Origin of the sequence: Rhizohabitans arisaemae, assembly GCF_025996515.1 — a bacterium.
GTDB lineage: Bacteria > Actinomycetota > Actinomycetes > Streptosporangiales > Streptosporangiaceae > Rhizohabitans > Rhizohabitans arisaemae.
On the sequence record NZ_BLRH01000055.1, the window covers coordinates 23292 to 38577 of the forward strand.

The following is a 15286-nucleotide window of genomic DNA, read 5'->3' on the forward strand; positions in this document are numbered from 1 at the left end:
CGATTCGCATGACACGCCCGCCGATCGCGTGCGGCACACCGCCCGGGCCGCCACGTGCCGCACGGTGATGAGGGAGACTGGTGGTAAGGAAGCGTCTCACCCACAGGAGATCTCATGCCGGACAAGGCGGAGAAGCCAGACGTCGGCTGGCGGCTGGTCGGCGGCGTGGCCGCGATGGTGGCCGGCTACGCCGCGCGCAAGGCCATCGTTTTCGGCTGGGAGAAGGTCACCGGCAAGAAGCCGCCGGCCAATCCCGACGACCCGGAGATCCGCCTGACCGAGGCGATCGGCTTCGCCGTGGTGATGGGCGTCGGGATGGAGGTCGCCCGGATCCTGGCGACCCGCGCCGCGAACAAGCGCTACAGAACCTGGGCGAGCCGGGCCGCCGACACCGCGAACCGGGGGGCGACCGCTTAGAGCGGCCGTTGTGTCAGCGGGGTGACGACCATCCGGCCCCGCTGACAGATCTGCCCGTCGAAGGCCGCCCGTACCTGTACCGTCTCGTCCGGGGGAATGATCAGGAGACCGACCGCGCGCGGGCAGGGTTCCTCCCCGGCGGCGGGGACGACGGCCCATCGCACCCGGAGCCAGGCTTCCCCCGCTCCCCCCGGCTCCAGGATGACCCGGGCCCGGGTTTCCTGCCGCTCCCGGACCGTCTCGGTCCGCAGCGCGTTGCCGTCCGCGTCGATCGCCGTCAGGCCGACGTACCCGTAGACCCAGCAGGGGGCCGGGCCCTTGTTCTGGAAGCGGATCTGCGCGGAGCGCCCGTCCTCCCCGAACTTCTCGCTTGGAAAGGACCGCGTCGTCAGCATGTCGGTCCGGCACCGTTCGACGGTGCCGGGCTCCGGCGGCTGGACCGTGGCCTTCCCGGTGATCGCGGGCTTCTGCGGCGGGGTGGCCACCGGATCGGACGCCCCCGGGAACAGGCCCGCCGACGAGGTGAGCGGCCGAGGATCCCCGGCCAGGAGGGCCGGGCCGACCGGGCCCGAGCCGCACGAGGTGACGAGCAGGCTCAACGCCGCGAGACACGGCAGGGAGGCGGCCCGCCACGCCACGCCCGCGCTCCCGGACGAGCGGGACGGGACGCCCTTCGCACCGCCGGCGGACATCGCCTCACGCCCCTTCCAGAGCCGACAGGAATCCCGTCGCCCAACGGTCGACGTCATGCAGCGACACGCGTCGGCGCATCGCCCGCATCCTACGCATGAGGTCCCCCGGTTCGGCGTGCATCGCGGCGAGGAGCACGTTCTTCATCCCGTCGATGTCGTACGGGTTGACGAGGAAGGCCTGGCGCAGCTCGTCGGCGGCGCCGGCGAACTCGCTGAGCACCAAGGCGCCCCGCAGGTCCCGGCGGCAGGCGACGTACTCCTTGGCCACCAGGTTCATCCCGTCCCGCAGCGGGGTCACCACCATGACGTCGGCGGCGAGGTAGAGGGCGGCCAGCTCCTCCCGGCCGTAGGAGGAGTGCATGTACCGCACGGGCTGCGCGCCGAGGAGGCCGTGCTCGCCGTTGATCCTCCCCACCTGCAGCTCGATGTCGTCCCGGAGCAGACGATACTGCTCCACCTGCTCCCGGCTCGGGGTGGCGATCTGCACCAGGACCGCGTCCCCCGGCTCGATCGAGCCTTCGGCGAGCAGCTCGCCGAAGGCGCCGAGCCGCTGGCCGATGCCCTTGGTGTAGTCCAGGCGGTCCACGCCGAGCAGGATCTTCCCGGGATCTCCCAGCTCCTCGCGGATCCGCTTGGCCCTGGCCACGACCTCGGGCCGGCGCACCAGCTCGTCGAGCTCCCCGAAGTCCACCGAGATCGGGAACGACTGGACGCGGACCGTCCGTTCCCCCGCGAAGATCGCGTTTCCCTGGAAGCCGTACCCCACCAGGCGACGGCACAGGCGCTTGAAGTTGGACGCCGCGCCGGGACGCTGGAAGCCCACCAGGTCGGCGCCGAGCAGACCTTTGACGATCTCTTTCCGCCACGGGAGCTGGTGGAAGAGCTCACTCGGCGGAAAGGGGATGTGCAGGAAGAACCCGATCCGCAGGTCCGGCCGGAGCGCGCGGAGGAGGGCGGGCACGAGCTGGAGCTGGTAGTCCTGGATCCACACCACCGCGCCGGGCGCGGCGGCCTCGGCCGCGGCCTCGGCGAACCGCTCGTTGACCCGGCGGTAGGCCTCCCAGAACGTCCGATCGTAGACGGGCGGCGCGATGACGTCGTGATACAGCGGCCAGAGGGTGGAGTTGGAGAACCCCTCGTAGTAGAGCTCGATGTCCTCGGCGGAGAGCGGCACGGGGACGAGGTGCATCCCGTCGTGGTCGAAGGGGTCGATCTTCTCGTCGGCCGAGCCGGCCCAGCCGAGCCAGCCGCCCTCCCGCCGCCGCATCAGCGGGGCGAAGGCCGTGACCAGGCCGCCGGGGCTGCGTCGCCACGCGGAGTCGTCGACTCGGTCCACCGGCAACCGGTTCGCGACGATCAGAAAGCTGCTCGATCCCACGGAATCCACCCTAGGGGCAGGCGGCGCGACCCGGGGTGATCGGGGCGGCCGCGCCCGGTGGCGTCTACTCGGGGAGCTCGCGCGGCGGGGGCGTCAGGCCACGTTGTCGGCGCAGATCCTGCCGTACGGCGTTCGCGAGTTTCCTGGTCGCCAGCCGGTTCAAGGTCCCGCCGGCCACGGCTCCGGTGAGGAACGGGCCGAGTGTGGTCAGATGCCGTCCCAAGGTGCGCATCAGACGGTTGCGCAGCGCCGTCTTGGTCGCCACCCCGAGCGCGATGGTCACCGACCCGGGGGCGAGCGGGTTGATTCCGCGCTGTCGCGCCCACGAGGTGACGTACTGGGCGGCCCGCTCGGTGAGGCTGCCCGGCACCTGGACGCCGTAGACCTCGTGCAGCTCGGCGATGAGCTTGACCTCGACCGCGGAGACCACGAGTGTCTCGGCGACGAGCTGGGCGGGCACGGTCAGCAGCAGCGGCGGTGCGGCGAGCTCGACCGCGGCGAGAGCCCCGCCGACCGCACCGACACCGGTGGTGGCGTTGGCGGCGGTGTTCACCAGTTTGTCGGCGAGCTCCTCACCCATGAGTCCCGGGTGATGCTTCTGAAGGGTGTGCAGATCGCGGATCGGAATTCTCGGGGCGATGGATTCGAACACCTCTGCGAGCCAGCGCCCGCGGCCCACCCCGGACGTCGCCGCCTGACGTGCTCCGGCGGCCAGTGCCCCGGTGAGCCGACCGAGCAGCATCCCGCGCTCGGCACGGTCCAAATCCTCGCCACCGGACAACCGTCCGACGAGCTCGGCGACCTCTTCGTTGCGTTCAAGGTCCCGTCCCGGCTCATCGGACGGCTGACGGTCGGCGTCGGGTGACACGGAAACTCCCCCTTAGGCCGCGCACTCCCGGCAGACCTGCTGTCCGCCCTTGTCCGATGCCAGCTGGCTCCGATGGTGAACCAGGAAGCATCTCGAGCAGGTGAACTCATCGGCCTGACGGGGAATCACCCGCAGGGAGAGTTCCTCGTTGGACAGGTCGGCACCCGGCAGCTCCAGCGACTCTGCGAGTTCAGTCTCGTCGATGTCGATGGTGCCCGATGACTTGTCAGCCCGCCGCGCCTGGAGTTCCTGGAGGCTGTCCTCGCCCAGGTCGTCGTCGGTCTTGCGTGGGCTGTCGTAGTCGGTAGCCATCGCTTACTCCATCCCCCTCATCTATGTTGCTGTGCCTCTCTAAGCTGATCGGCTTTCATGTCCGGTTGGATCCCGTCGCGCGCTTGTAACGCTCAACGGGCTCAAGTTGTGCCCGATCCGAGCTGGAAATTCTGTGATGCGCACTCTTTCTGGACACACACTGAACCTCCTGGCACGTCGGGACGTCGTCAAACCGCCACCATAGTTACGCAAATATGGCGAAAATCGCAGCTTTTGACGTTGCCCTGGGGGCACCGAGGGGACATCCAACCACATCCAAGGGCTTCTCTTGGTATCCCTCCGCGATCCGCGTGGCGGACACGGACACGGCAGGCCGACTAAGAGCGCGGCAGCCGTACGGTCACCACCAGACCGCCCCCCGGGCGCGGTATGGCGGTCACCGTACCACCATGCGCGCGTACCACAGCACGCACGATGGACAACCCGAGCCCCGCGCCCCGCGCCGAGTCCACCCGGTCGGCGTTGAGCCTGCGGAACGGCTCGAACAGGTCGTCCACCTCGTAGGCGGGGACGTGCGGCCCGGTGTTGGACACCTGGAGCAGGACCTCCCCCTCCGAGCCGCCGACCCGCACCCAGACCTGGCCGCCCTCGGGCAGATTGTGCTTGATCCCGTTCTCCACGAGGTTGGCGGCACAGCGCTCCAGCAGCACCGGATCGCCCACCGAGTCCGCCTGGTAGAGCTCGGGGGAGACCGTCACGGAGTTCTCCGCCGCGAACGGCGCCAGTTGCTCGATCGCGGTCTCGGCGACCTCCCGCACGTCGACCTGCTTGCGCACCTGGAGCTCCCGCTCACTCCGGGCGAGCAGCAGCAGCCCCTCGATCAGCCGCTCGTTGCGGGCGTTGGTGCCGAGCAGGGTCCGCCCGAGCACCTTCAGATCGTCGGAGGCCTCCGGATCGGAGATCGCCACCTCCAGCACGGTCCGGTTGATCGCCAACGGGGTGCGCAGCTCGTGCGAGGCGTTCCCCACGAACCGGCGCTGGGTGTCGAAGGCGATGTTGAGCCGGGTGAGCATCGCGTCGAAGGTGTCGGCCAGCTCCTTGAGCTCGTCGTTGGGGCCCTGCAGGTTGATCCGCTCGTGCGCCAGCGTGCTGTGCGAGAGCCGCCGCGCCGTGGCGGTCATCTCCTGAAGCGGGCGCAGCGCCCGGTCGGCGATGAAGTAGCCCACGATGACGGCGAGGATCCCCACCCCGATCAGCGCGATGATCGACCGGCTCACCAGCCCGCTGAGGATGCCGTCCATCAGAAGCTGCCGCTGGACGTCGACCTCGTTCGCCCAAAGCTCGGTCACCTCTCTGGGGATTCCCGGCGGAAACGACACCCGGAACCGCAAGCCCGCCTCCACGGCCGGCTTGATCAGGATGTACACCACCCCGAGCAGCACGGCGCCCGCCACGAAGAACATCAGGGCATAGGTCAAGGTGAGCCTGGTTCGCACACTCACCCGGCCGGGCAGCCTCTTGACCGTCTCGGTGAGCGAGGTGGTCCGGTCCCCCTCCCGCGGCAGCCCGTTCGGCGCCGACGCAGCCGGTACGGGCTGCGCGCCGCCGTCCGGCGCGGGCGGTGGGGCCGGCGGGCCGCCGTACGGCGGTGGCGTGGTCACAGCCGGTATCCGACGCCGGGCACGGTCTCGATGACCGGTGGGTCGCCCAGCTTCTTCCGCAGGGTCATCATGGTCACCCGGACCACGTTGGTGAACGGGTCGATGTTCTCGTCCCACGCCTTGTCCAGCAGGTCCTCCTGGCTGACCACGAGCCCTTCGGCCCGCATCAGCTCCTCCAGGACCGCGAACTCCTTCCGGGTCACCTGGATCTCCCTGCCGTCCCGGAGCACCACCCGGCGGCCCGGGTCCAGGGTGATCCCCGCCCGCTCCAGCACCGGGGGCAGCGCCGTGGCGGCGCGCCGGCCCAGGGCGCGGACCCGGGCGACGAGTTCCAGGAACGCGAACGGCTTGGCGAGGTAGTCGTCCGCGCCGAGGTCCAGCCCCTCCACCTTGTCGTCGACGTCGCCGGAGGCGGTGAGCATGATGATCCGGCTGCTCGACCGCGCGGCGACCAGGGAGCGGCAGACCTCGTCCCCGTGCACCTTGGGCAGGTCGCGGTCGAGCACGATGACGTCGTAGTCGATGTAGCCCGTCCGCTCCAGTGCCCCGGCCCCGTCGTAGGCCACATCGACGGCCATGGCCTCCCGGCGCAGGCCGGTGGCGATCGCGTCGGCGAGCACCCGCTCGTCCTCCACCACGAGCACGCGCATGTTCGAGGTCACCTCCCTGTGGTCCCCGGTCCAGTCACCGGGGACGGCATCCCATTGTTGTCATATTGCCGGTAAGCCCGGGGTAAGGCACCCGGGCGGACCGTCAGGTTTAGACCATCCGGCGGCATGGGTAGAGGCAAATCCAAGCCCACGGGCGCGTCTGGCGGCGCACCCGGGCCGCTTCTCCCTCATGACAGGGATACCGTCCCCCCGGAAAGAAGGTGAAATGGGCGAGTTCACCAACACGATCGCAGACCGGCTCAACCAGGCCTACCAGGGCCTGCGGGAGGCCGAGTCCAACGGAGACGACTTCCTCGCTGAGACGCTGATCGCGGACATCGAGGACCTGCGCAGGCTCGCCACCGAGCACGGCGTCGACGTCCCGCGCGTCGCCTAGCAGGACCTGCCGGAGTTGTGGAGCCGTACCCGAACCCGGGTACGGCGCCGCAGCCCCCGCCTCAGGCGTCCCGCTCGGGGTCGAGGGGGACGAGCAGATCGTGGAGCTCCTTGAAGAGCCCCGGCGACGCGCAGAGGGTCATGTCCGGGCCGGCGGGGCGGCCGTGCAGCCCGCCGATCACGGCACCCGCCTCGCCGGCGATCAGGCCGCCCGCGGCGAAGTCCCACACCTGGGCGCCCCGTTCGAAGTACCCGTCCACCCGGCCGGACGCGACCGAGCACAGGTCCACCGCGCAGGAGCCGCCCCGGCGGATGTCCCGGACCCGGGGAATCACGTGGGTGAGGACCTCGGCCTGGACCACGCGGCGCCCCCGCTCGTAGCCGAAGCCGGTGGCCACCAGCGCCCGGTCGAGCGGCACCTCCGTGGTGCAGCGCAGCCGCCGCCCCGCCAGATAGGCGCCTTCACCCTTGGCGGCGGTGAAGACCTCCCCGAGCGGCGGGATGTCGACCACCCCGGCGACGATCTCCCCGTCGACCTCCACGGCGATGCTGACCGCCCAGGCGGGCAGGGCGTACAGGTAGTTGACGGTCCCGTCGATCGGGTCGACGATCCAGCGGACCCGGGCCCCTTCGCCGCTGGCCCCGCCCTCCTCCCCGAGGAAGGCGTCGCCGGGCCGGGCCGCGAGGATCCGCGAACGGATCAGCCTCTCCGCGGCCCGGTCCATCTCGGTGACCACGTCGGTCGGACTGGATTTGGTGCCGACGACCTCGAGCCGTGCCGGACGCGAGTCGAGCAGCATCCGGCCCGCCTCGCGCGCCACGGAGACGGCCAGCTCCAGGAGTTCCCCGGTGTTCACTGTCATGGCACCCGATTGTCCCCTGCCGACCGGCCGGACCTCACAGCAGCTCCGGCCGCCTCCACTGCGACCCGAGCACGTGCGTCCCGAGGAACGCGAGCACCGTCTCGTACCAGACGGCGATGTTGCCCGGACGGTTGATCCAGTGGTTCTCGTCCGGGAAGTAGAGGTACTTCGCCTCGACCCCCGAGGCGATCAGATCCCAGAAGAGCCGCTTGGACTGCGAGATCGGCACCCGGTAGTCCCGATCCCCGTGGATCACCAGCATGGGGGTGCGGATCTCGCCGAGCGCCCGGCGGGGGTCGTTCCGGGCGTAGCCCGGCCCGCCCGGCGACCCGTACTCGCGGTGCCAGTCCAGGGCGTAGTCGGTCGTGCCGTAGAACCCGTCGATGTCCCAAAGCGAGGCGTGGGAGACGATCGCCCGGAACCTGTCGGTGTGACCGGCGATCCAGTTGGCCATGTAGCCGCCGAACGATCCGCCGATCGCGGCGGTCCGGGAGGCGTCGATCTCGGGCCGGACGACGCAGGCGTCGGTGACGGCCATGAGGTCGGCGTAGGTGCGCGGCCCCCAGGACCCCCATCCCCGGGTGAGCATCCCGGGGCCGTAGCCGGTGGACAGGCAGGGGTCGGGCATGAGCACCGCGTAGCCGCGGGCGGCCATGGCCCAGGGGTTCCAGCGCCACTGCCAGCCGGTCCAGCTGCCGAGCGGCCCGCCGTGCACGGCGAGGATCAACGGCACCGGGTGGGCCTCGGACGCCCCGTCGGGCAGCGCCAGCCAGGCGCGGAGCTCGGCGCCGTCGTCGGCGACCGCGTGCACCTCGGTGAGCGTGCCCGGGACCTCGACGGGTTCGGCGGGGCCCCGCAGCGGGACGACCTCGCCGGTGGCCATGTCGATCCGGACCGGTGCGGGCGGCTCGGCCACGGTCGAGCGCAGCGCGTACAGCGCCTCAGGTCCGGCGCACAGGTCGGTGTAGGCGGCGTCGTCGGGCGTCAGCCGTACCACCTCCCCGGAGGCGAGGTCGGCGCGGAAGACGGGCCGGCGGCCGTGGTCGTCGGCGCAGAAGTACAGGACCGAGCGGTCCCGGGCGAACGTCGCGTACTGCATGAGGATCTGTTCGCCCAGCTCGCGGCCCTCTCCCGACTCCAGGTCGACGAGCCAGAGCGCGAACGACGGGGGCAGCTCCTCCGTGGGGTGGGAGGAGCGCAGGCAGGCGGCGAACCGGCCGTCCGCGGAGATCGCGATCGGGCCGCCGTAGGCGTGGTCGTGGCCCTGCGCCGAGGCGAGGGTGCGGCGTTCCCCGGTGCGGACGTCGACCGCGACCAGGTCCTGGCGGATCTCGCCACCGGCCTCTGGCACCGCCCAGCTGGTGAGCAGGCTCGTCCCGTCGGGGGTGAGCGCGCCGGCCGCGTCGTCGAGCGCGCGCCCCGGGTCCGGGGTGAGGTCCCGGGGTTCGACGAGGCCGCTCTCGGGGTCGGCGGGCAGCGACGCCGCGAAGAGCCTGGGCTGGTCGGGCCCGAGGTCGGCGTCCCAGTTCCGGACGGGGAAGCCCTCGTGCAGGATCGCCGCGACCCCCGCGTCCTTCCGTGCCTTCCTGCGCGCCTCGTCACCGCCGGCCTCCCCCGGCAGCACCGAGGAGGGGAACACGACGACGGGCGACGCCTGCGCGGCGTGCACGCCGGTGATCCCGCCGGGCCGGGAGGCGATCCGCCGGGCCTCTCCCCCGTCCACCGGGAGCAGCCAGAGCGAGGGTGTGTCCTCCTCCCCACGCGCGGAGACGAACAGCAGGTCGCCGGTGTGGGTGAACGCGGCGGCTGACTCTCCCTTCTCAGATCGGGTCAATCTGCGCGCTGGGGTGTCCCCCGCAGGGTTGACCTGCCACAACGCGCTGTCAAAGGACCTGCCGTCCTGCCGGGGCGTCTGCACGGTGCAGACCAGACGCGAACCATCGGGTGAGATGCGCAGCGACGACACTCGGGGAATCTTGATGTACTCCTGAAGATCCTTAAATGGGCTCATTCGCGCAATGTACTCTTTGCGGACAAACCTCCATAGGCTCTTAACTGAACAGACAACAACTCGTGTCACAAGAGACCGGCTCCGGCTCGCTGAGCAGGTCGTTCACCATTGACACGAAACGGGGATGCGTCCCCGCCGTGCCCGCCCGGACCAGCCGCAGGCCGAGCCGCCGCGCGACCTCCGCCGCCTCCACGTCGAGGTCGTAGACGACCTCCATGTGGTCCGAGACGAACCCGATCGGGACGAGCACCACCGCCTCGACCCCCGCGGCGTGCAGCGCGGTCAGATGGTCGCAGACGTCCGGCTCCAGCCACGGCACACTCGGCGGGCCGCTGCGGCTCTGCCAGACCAGATCCCATTCCCGATCCCCCGCGACCAGCCCCGAGGCGACCCTGAGCTGGGCCTCGTACGCCCCTCCGCCCGGACCGGCGTTCCGCGCCATCGCGACGGGCACGCTGTGCGCGGTGAAGACGAGCCTGGCCTTCCCGCGGTCCCCCTCGGGCAGCCCGGCCAGCGCCTCGGCCACCCGGTCGGTCATGGCCGCGATGAAACCCGGGTGGTCGTAGTAGTGGCGCAACCGTACGATCTCCGGCGCGTCCGGCACGGCCGCCCTGGCCCGCGCGATGTCGTCCAGATACTGACGGCAGCTCGAATAGGAGCTGTAGGCCGAGGTGAGAAACGCGGCGGCCCGGCGGACCCCGTCCGCGGCCATCCGCCGTACCGTGTCCTCAAGGAACGGATGCCAGTTCCGGTTTCCCCAGTAGACGGGGACGTCCACCTCCAGCGCCTCGATCAGGTCCCGGCACTGCGCGTTGATCGGGCTGACCCCGCCGAAGCCCAGATAGTGCCGCTCCACCTCGTCGAGCCTGGCCGCCGGGACGTTCCGGCCGCGGACCACGTTCTCCAGGAACGGCCGGACGTCCTCGGGGCGCTCCGGCCCGCCGAAGGAGACGACCAGCAACGCCTCGTAACTTCCCATGCTCCCATCCAACCCCACGAGGGGGCCGGTGGCGGCCTCAGGGATAGGCGCGGGCGTACGCCTCGGCGAGGTTGAGCACTTTGCGGACATATGCCCAGGAGTGGTTGTACCGCCACACCGCCTGCTCCAGGCGTTTGCCGCCCTGACCGGCCTTGTTGGCGCACAGGTAGCGTGCGGCGGAGGGCACCGCGTCGTAGGCGCTCCAGACGTCGGCTTTGCCGTCTCCGTCCCCGTCGAGGCCGTACGCGCGCCAGGTGCCCGGCATGAACTGCATCGGGCCGAGGGCGCCCGCACTGGAAGGTCCGTTGTTGCGGCCGTGGTTGCTCTCGATCTGACCGATCGCCGCCAGGACGCTCCATGACAGACCCGGACAGATCAGGGCGGACTGCTTGTAGAGCTCCAGAAAGCTCGCCGGTCTACCCCGAACCGGTGCCGGTACGGGGGCCTGCGGCCCCGGCGCGGACGGGGTGGCCGCGGGGCGGACCGGGACCAGCGGAACCACCTGCGCCCGCCCGCCCAGCAGCCGCCGCAGGTCGGTGCCGAGCGCCCCGACCCGGTCGACCGGCGCGTTCACGAGTACGGCGACACTGCGCATCAGTCCGAGCCCGCGCCCGGTGTCCAGGCTGACCAGGCCGTCCACCCCGGGGATCCCCAGCGGCGCCGAGCCGCCCACCCGCAGCCGCCGCTCGTGGACCGCGTACTCCCCGCCGACCCGCATCCCCAGGCGCGCCCGGGTCTCGTCCGCCAGGATGAACTCGCCCTGGGCGAGAGCGCTCCAGAGTTCGGGGCGCGCGGCCACCGCGGGCGGCGCCCAGGAGCGGAACTCGGCGGGATCCACGGCGAGCAGGTTGATCCGGTAGGTGTGCAGCCGGACCGAACCGCCGTCGACCGCCGTGACCTTGGAGACGCCTTTCAGGGTCGCGATCGCGTGCAGGGTCTCCTGCGGGACCGGGACGGGGGTGACCGCGATCAGGCGGGGCGGCACCGGCGTCACCGAGGGCGCCCCCGCCGCCCGGCTGGGCGCGGGCACCGCGCTCGGAACCGCCACCGGAAGGGGCGCCGGAGGCGGGGGGGAGGGGACGTACGCCGCGACGGGTCGCGGCGCACCCGCCCTCAGATGGGAGACGCCGATCACCGTCACGGTGGCGGCGGCCACCGCGGTGAACGCGACGGTCCATCGCAATCCGGTCACCGGAGGAATACCCGCCCGCCCGCTCACGCTTGGTTCACCGGAGCCAAATCATTTGCATCGCCGCGAAGGTCTCCATAAGGATCGTTGGGTGCACATGCGGTTGGGGAAGGACGGGGGATGAGGGCGTACCGGGAGTTGTTCGAGGTGCCCGGGGCTAAGGGATTCGTGCTGGCGGGCTTCATCGGGCGGATGCCCATGTCGATGCTCGGGCTCGGTGTCGTGCTCCTCATCTCCGCCATCACGGGATCGTATGCCACGGCGGGCGCCGTCGCGGCGATCGTGTCCCTCTCCTTCGCGGTGAGCGCGCCGCTCTCGGGCCGCCTGGCGGACCGGTTCGGGCAGCGCCGGGTACTCGTCCCCATGATCCTGCTGCACGGGGCGGGCCTGTCCGCGATGATGCTCTGCGCGAAGGTCGGCGCCCCGGTCTGGACGCTCTTCCTGACCGGGGTGGTCACCGGCGGCGCCGCGGTCTCCCTCACCTCCATGGTGCGGGCGCGGTGGGCGCATGTGCTGCAGGGCTCCCCGCGCCTGCACACCGCCTTCTCCTTCGAGTCCGTCGTCGACGAGGTGGTCTTCGTCGGCGGCCCGGCCCTGATCACCGGGCTCGCCACCCTGGTCGACCCCTACGCCGGGTTGATCCTCACCCTGGTGCTCACCCTCGGCGGGACCCTCGCCTTCGCCTTCATGCGCCGCACCGAGCCGCCGGTCCGGACCGAGGGCCGGGCCAAGGGCTCCCCGATCACCATCCCCGGGGTCGCCCTGCTCTCGGTGGTCTTCCTGGCGATGGGCTCGGTCTTCGGCTCCGTCGACCTGATCACCGTCGCCTTCGCCGAGGAGGAGGGCGCCAAGGGCCTCGCGGGGCTTCTCCTCGGGGCCTTCGCGGCCGGGAGCATGGTCTCCGGGCTCTGGTACGGCGCCCGCCGCTGGCAGGTCCCGCTGCAGACCCGCTACATCCGGGCGCTCGGCCTCTTCGCCGTCGGGCTCACCCCGATCCTGTTCATCGACGAGCTGTGGCTGATGGGCGCCTACCTGTTCGTGGCCGGTTTCGCCATCTCTCCGACGATCATCAGCGGCTACGCGCTGATCGAGCGCCTGGTCCCGTCGCACATGCTCACCGAGGGCATGGCCTGGGTCTCCACCGCGGTGGGTTTCGGGGTGGCGATCGGGGCGTGGGCCGGCGGACGCCTCACCGACATGTACGGCGCGCAGAACGCCTACGCGTTCGCGTTCCTGTGCGGGGTGCTCGCGATCGTGGTCGGCCTGGGCGGCTCGGTCCTGCTCCGCGAGCGACCGGCTCTCGGCGACTCCGCGCACGACTGAGACACCGCGCACGACCAAGGGGCAGGGTTTCCCCTGCCCCTTGGTCACACCGGCGCGATCACTCCAGGACCGCGGTCATCAGGACGTGGATGACCATGCCCATACCGAGCGGCATGATGTGGGTGTTGCGGGCCGGACGGTCGTCGTCGTCCGGGAACATCTTGATCCACTCGTCGTTCACCAGCGGCCTGAGCTCGTCGCCGACCACGTTGAAGATCACCATCGCGATGTCGTCCGTACCGCCCCCGGCGTTCTCCACGATCGTGCGCATGTGCCGGAAGACCAGCTCGACCTGGCGGGCCGGGTCCGCCGGGACCTCACCCGTCTCCGGGTCCATGCCGTGGATGCCGCTGGAGTAGACCATGTTCCCGGTCCGCACCGCCATCGGAATCGGGGCGGTGCCGTGCCGGACCCCCGGCACGTCGATCACCTGACGGCGCCTGCCCACTCAGACCACCACCATGTCGCGGTGGTACCGGTTCAGGCTCCGCGCCCCACCCGGCTCGCAGACGAACAGGTCCTCCACCCGGGCGCCGACCCGGCCGGGCCGGAACACCGACGGCTCGATCGTGAACGTCATGCCCTCTTCCAGCACCGTGTGGTCCTCCTCGGAGATGAACGGCCGCTCGTGGGTGTCCAGGCCGATGCAGTGGCCGGTACGGTGGCGGAACCAGTCGCCGTAACCGGCGTCCACGATCACCTGCCGGGTGGCCCGGTGCACCTCGGCGGCCGTGTTCCCCGGGATCGCCGCGGCGATCCCGGCGGCCTGCGCCGCGATGACGATCTCGTAGACCTCCCGGTACTCCGGGCCCGGCTCACCGAGCTGGATCGTCCGGCCGAAGTCGGAGCAGTAGCCGTCCACGACCGTACCGAAGTCGAACGAGACGCCCAGACCCTCGACCAGCGCGTTGACGCTGACCCGCGTGGTGGCGTCCCGCCCGTCCCCCGGTCCCATGGCGAACACCCCCGTGTCGAAGGAGGGGGTACGCCCGCCGTGCCTGCGCATCAGGTAGTCGACCTCGGAGGCGATCTCCAGCTCGGTCGTCCCGGCCGCGACGCTGGAAGTGATCTCGGCCATGACCGTGTCGCAGATGAGACTGGCGCGTTCCAGCGCCGCCAGCTCGTCCGCGGACTTCACCCGGCGCAGCGGCCCCAGCACGGTGTCCAGGTCGACCAGGCGCACCTCGGGCAGCGCCTGCAGGATACGCACCACGGTGGCGCCCATCGCCCGCGCCGACACCGCGACGGTACGGGGCGCGCCGCCGCGCCGGAGCAGTCCCGCGAAGATCGCGGCCGCGTCGTCGGCGTTGGCGACCGCGACCACCTCGCCGTTCACGCCACCGGGCAGGTTGAAGGCGGCGTACCCCTGCGGGATCACATAGACCGGCTCGGTGCCGGGACGGAAGAGCGCCCCCGCCACCCACTGGTTGGCGTACTCGAAGTTGCCGAACGAGGCGAGCCGCCGGGGGAACCCGGTCAGGTACTCCAGGTCCCCCGAGGGCGGGCAGAAGGCGAGGTCGACCCCGGCCGCGGCGAGCGCGTCGGAAAAGCGGGCCCTGCGTCCCGCGTGGTCCAGGCCCATCTCAGCCGACCGGCTTCCAGCGGCTGAACACCGCGCGCGCGTTGCCGTGGAACACGTCGCCGCGCTGCTCCTCCGAGAGCCACCCGATCCCCTCGACCACCGGCTTGAGGTCGTCGAGCGTACGGCCCACGGCGGGGTCGAAGCCGGAGCCGATGCCGGGGGCCTCGGTGGCGAACAGGCAGCGGTCCGTTCCCACCACCTTGAGCAGCAGCTCCAGCGCCTCCGGGCTGTACAGCACGGTGTCGAACCAGAGGCGGCGCAGGCTGTCGTCGAAGGACTCGGCGTTCTTCTGCAGCCGTTGCGCCCGCCACCGCCCGATCTGGTACGGGATCGAGCCTCCCCCGTGGGCCACGATGAGCTTCAGGTTCGGGAAGTCGGTGAAGACCCGCGACTCCACCAGGGAGAGGATCGCGATGCTCTCCTCGGTGATGAAATGGTTGGAGTAGGACTCCCGAGGGTTGGCGCACCCCGCGCTGTGGATCAGCGCCGGGACGTCCAGCTCCGTCATCTTCTCGTAGAGCGGGTACCACCACTCGTCGCCGAGCGGCGGGGTCGCGTAGTCTCCCTCGCCCGGGTCCGGGTTGATCACGCATCCGATGAAGCCGAGCTCGGTGACGCAGCGCTCCAGCTCGGCCACGACCGCCGCCGGGCTCACCCCGGCCGACTGCGGCAGGCCGGCGACCCCCGCGAACACGTCCGGGTACGCCGTGACCTGCTTGTGGATCATGTCGTTGACGTGCTCGGTGTACCAGTGCACGATCCGCTCGGGCTTCTGCGAGTGCATCATCGCGAACGGCCGGGGCGAGATGAACTGGGTGTCCACGTTCAGCTTGCGCAGCAGCTCGATGTGCGGCTTGGCGGCCTCGACGACCTCCTCCTCGGAGCAGGCGGGACGGCCCTTGCCGTGAAAGCCCTTACTGGCTATCAGCTGAGCCTGGTAGGCGTACAGGGCCAGTGGGGCACTGATGTGCCCGTGCACGTCAATGATCTGCATGTCTTCGACG

16 protein-coding genes are annotated in these 15286 nt (G+C 70.9%); 3 read left to right on the forward strand and 13 right to left on the reverse strand.

The window, feature by feature from the left end; genetic code table 11:
• The first annotated feature begins 114 nt into the window (after nt 1-114).
• Nucleotides 115-417 carry a DUF4235 domain-containing protein gene (locus RUR_RS26750; RefSeq protein WP_283137964.1) on the forward strand — a complete coding sequence of 101 codons (303 nt, stop codon included), beginning with the start codon at nt 115-117 and terminating at the stop codon, nt 415-417.
• Here RUR_RS26750 and RUR_RS26755 read toward each other — a convergent pair.
• The 6 genes from RUR_RS26755 to RUR_RS26780 form a co-directional block, all read right to left on the reverse strand.
• Nucleotides 414-1109 (reverse strand): DUF4232 domain-containing protein, encoded by a 696-nt coding sequence (locus tag RUR_RS26755; RefSeq protein ID WP_283137965.1) that lies wholly within the window; start codon nt 1107-1109, stop codon nt 414-416. The two genes, RUR_RS26750 and RUR_RS26755, sit on opposite strands and share 4 nt — an antisense overlap.
• A gap of 4 nt (nt 1110-1113) precedes the next feature.
• A complete protein-coding gene (locus tag RUR_RS26760; RefSeq protein WP_283137966.1) occupies nt 1114-2487 on the reverse strand; it encodes an alpha,alpha-trehalose-phosphate synthase (UDP-forming) in 1374 nt (457 codons plus the stop codon).
• A gap of 64 nt (nt 2488-2551) precedes the next feature.
• Nucleotides 2552-3355: a hypothetical protein gene (locus RUR_RS26765; RefSeq protein ID WP_283137967.1), complete on the reverse strand. Its 804-nt coding sequence runs from the start codon at nt 3353-3355 to the stop codon at nt 2552-2554.
• A gap of 12 nt (nt 3356-3367) precedes the next feature.
• On the reverse strand, nt 3368-3667 hold the full coding sequence (locus tag RUR_RS26770) for a DUF4193 domain-containing protein (RefSeq protein ID WP_283137968.1): 300 nt from the start codon (nt 3665-3667) through the stop codon (nt 3368-3370).
• Nucleotides 3668-4005: 338 nt separating this feature from the next.
• Nucleotides 4006-5289: a sensor histidine kinase gene (locus RUR_RS26775; RefSeq protein ID WP_283137969.1), complete on the reverse strand. Its 1284-nt coding sequence runs from the start codon at nt 5287-5289 to the stop codon at nt 4006-4008.
• A complete protein-coding gene (locus RUR_RS26780) occupies nt 5286-5939 on the reverse strand; it encodes a response regulator transcription factor (RefSeq protein WP_283137970.1) in 654 nt (217 codons plus the stop codon). The genes RUR_RS26775 and RUR_RS26780 overlap by 4 nt, the downstream gene beginning before the upstream one ends.
• A 226-nt stretch (nt 5940-6165) precedes the next feature.
• Here RUR_RS26780 and RUR_RS26785 point away from each other — a divergent pair, with 226 nt between their 5' ends.
• A complete protein-coding gene (locus RUR_RS26785) occupies nt 6166-6336 on the forward strand; it encodes a hypothetical protein (RefSeq protein WP_283137971.1) in 171 nt (56 codons plus the stop codon).
• A gap of 61 nt (nt 6337-6397) precedes the next feature.
• Here the strand turns inward: RUR_RS26785 and RUR_RS26790 are convergent, their stop codons facing one another.
• From RUR_RS26790 to RUR_RS26805, 4 genes are read right to left on the reverse strand one after another with little or no spacing between them, the layout of a single operon-like run.
• Nucleotides 6398-7198 carry an inositol monophosphatase family protein gene (locus tag RUR_RS26790; protein ID WP_283137972.1) on the reverse strand — a complete coding sequence of 267 codons (801 nt, stop codon included), beginning with the start codon at nt 7196-7198 and terminating at the stop codon, nt 6398-6400.
• 34 nt (nt 7199-7232) lie between these two features.
• Nucleotides 7233-9209 carry a S9 family peptidase gene (locus RUR_RS26795; protein ID WP_283137973.1) on the reverse strand — a complete coding sequence of 659 codons (1977 nt, stop codon included), beginning with the start codon at nt 9207-9209 and terminating at the stop codon, nt 7233-7235.
• Nucleotides 9210-9249: 40 nt separating this feature from the next.
• Complete coding sequence (locus RUR_RS26800) at nt 9250-10188, reverse strand: ferrochelatase (protein ID WP_283137974.1); 939 nt, start codon at nt 10186-10188, stop codon at nt 9250-9252.
• A 37-nt stretch (nt 10189-10225) separates the two neighbouring features.
• Nucleotides 10226-11380: a lytic transglycosylase domain-containing protein gene (locus RUR_RS26805; protein WP_283137975.1), complete on the reverse strand. Its 1155-nt coding sequence runs from the start codon at nt 11378-11380 to the stop codon at nt 10226-10228.
• A 117-nt stretch (nt 11381-11497) separates the two neighbouring features.
• Here RUR_RS26805 and RUR_RS26810 point away from each other — a divergent pair, with 117 nt between their 5' ends.
• On the forward strand, nt 11498-12700 hold the full coding sequence (locus tag RUR_RS26810) for an MFS transporter (protein ID WP_283137976.1): 1203 nt from the start codon (nt 11498-11500) through the stop codon (nt 12698-12700).
• 58 nt (nt 12701-12758) lie between these two features.
• On the opposite strand, the gene RUR_RS26815 is transcribed toward RUR_RS26810, so the two are convergent.
• From RUR_RS26815 to RUR_RS26825, 3 genes are read right to left on the reverse strand one after another with little or no spacing between them, the layout of a single operon-like run.
• A complete protein-coding gene (locus tag RUR_RS26815) occupies nt 12759-13148 on the reverse strand; it encodes a RidA family protein (RefSeq protein WP_283137977.1) in 390 nt (129 codons plus the stop codon).
• The gene (locus tag RUR_RS26820) at nt 13149-14282 is read right to left on the reverse strand and encodes a M24 family metallopeptidase (protein WP_283137978.1); all 1134 of its coding nucleotides are present in this window, start codon (nt 14280-14282) and stop codon (nt 13149-13151) included.
• Nucleotide 14283: 1 nt separating this feature from the next.
• Nucleotides 14284-15276, reverse strand: a complete 993-nt coding sequence (locus RUR_RS26825) for an amidohydrolase family protein (RefSeq protein ID WP_283137979.1) — start codon at nt 15274-15276, stop codon at nt 14284-14286.
• Between the last annotated feature and the right edge of the window lie 10 nt (nt 15277-15286).

Bases quoted from the DNA above. Each gene is read 5' to 3' on its own strand.
- RUR_RS26825 (WP_283137979.1), bottom strand. From the start codon at position 15,276: ATGCAGATCATTGACGTGCACGGGCACATCAGTGCCCCACTGGCCCTG.
- RUR_RS26790 (WP_283137972.1), bottom strand. From the start codon at position 7,198: ATGACAGTGAACACCGGGGAACTCCTGGAGCTGGCCGTCTCCGTGGCG.
- RUR_RS26820 (WP_283137978.1), bottom strand. From the start codon at position 14,282: ATGGGCCTGGACCACGCGGGACGCAGGGCCCGCTTTTCCGACGCGCTC.
- RUR_RS26770 (WP_283137968.1), bottom strand. From the start codon at position 3,667: ATGGCTACCGACTACGACAGCCCACGCAAGACCGACGACGACCTGGGC.
- RUR_RS26785 (WP_283137971.1), top strand. From the start codon at position 6,166: ATGGGCGAGTTCACCAACACGATCGCAGACCGGCTCAACCAGGCCTAC.
- RUR_RS26750 (WP_283137964.1), top strand. From the start codon at position 115: ATGCCGGACAAGGCGGAGAAGCCAGACGTCGGCTGGCGGCTGGTCGGC.
- RUR_RS26795 (WP_283137973.1), bottom strand. From the start codon at position 9,209: ATGAGCCCATTTAAGGATCTTCAGGAGTACATCAAGATTCCCCGAGTG.
- RUR_RS26780 (WP_283137970.1), bottom strand. From the start codon at position 5,939: ATGCGCGTGCTCGTGGTGGAGGACGAGCGGGTGCTCGCCGACGCGATC.
- RUR_RS26810 (WP_283137976.1), top strand. From the start codon at position 11,498: ATGAGGGCGTACCGGGAGTTGTTCGAGGTGCCCGGGGCTAAGGGATTC.
- RUR_RS26800 (WP_283137974.1), bottom strand. From the start codon at position 10,188: ATGGGAAGTTACGAGGCGTTGCTGGTCGTCTCCTTCGGCGGGCCGGAG.
- RUR_RS26755 (WP_283137965.1), bottom strand. From the start codon at position 1,109: ATGTCCGCCGGCGGTGCGAAGGGCGTCCCGTCCCGCTCGTCCGGGAGC.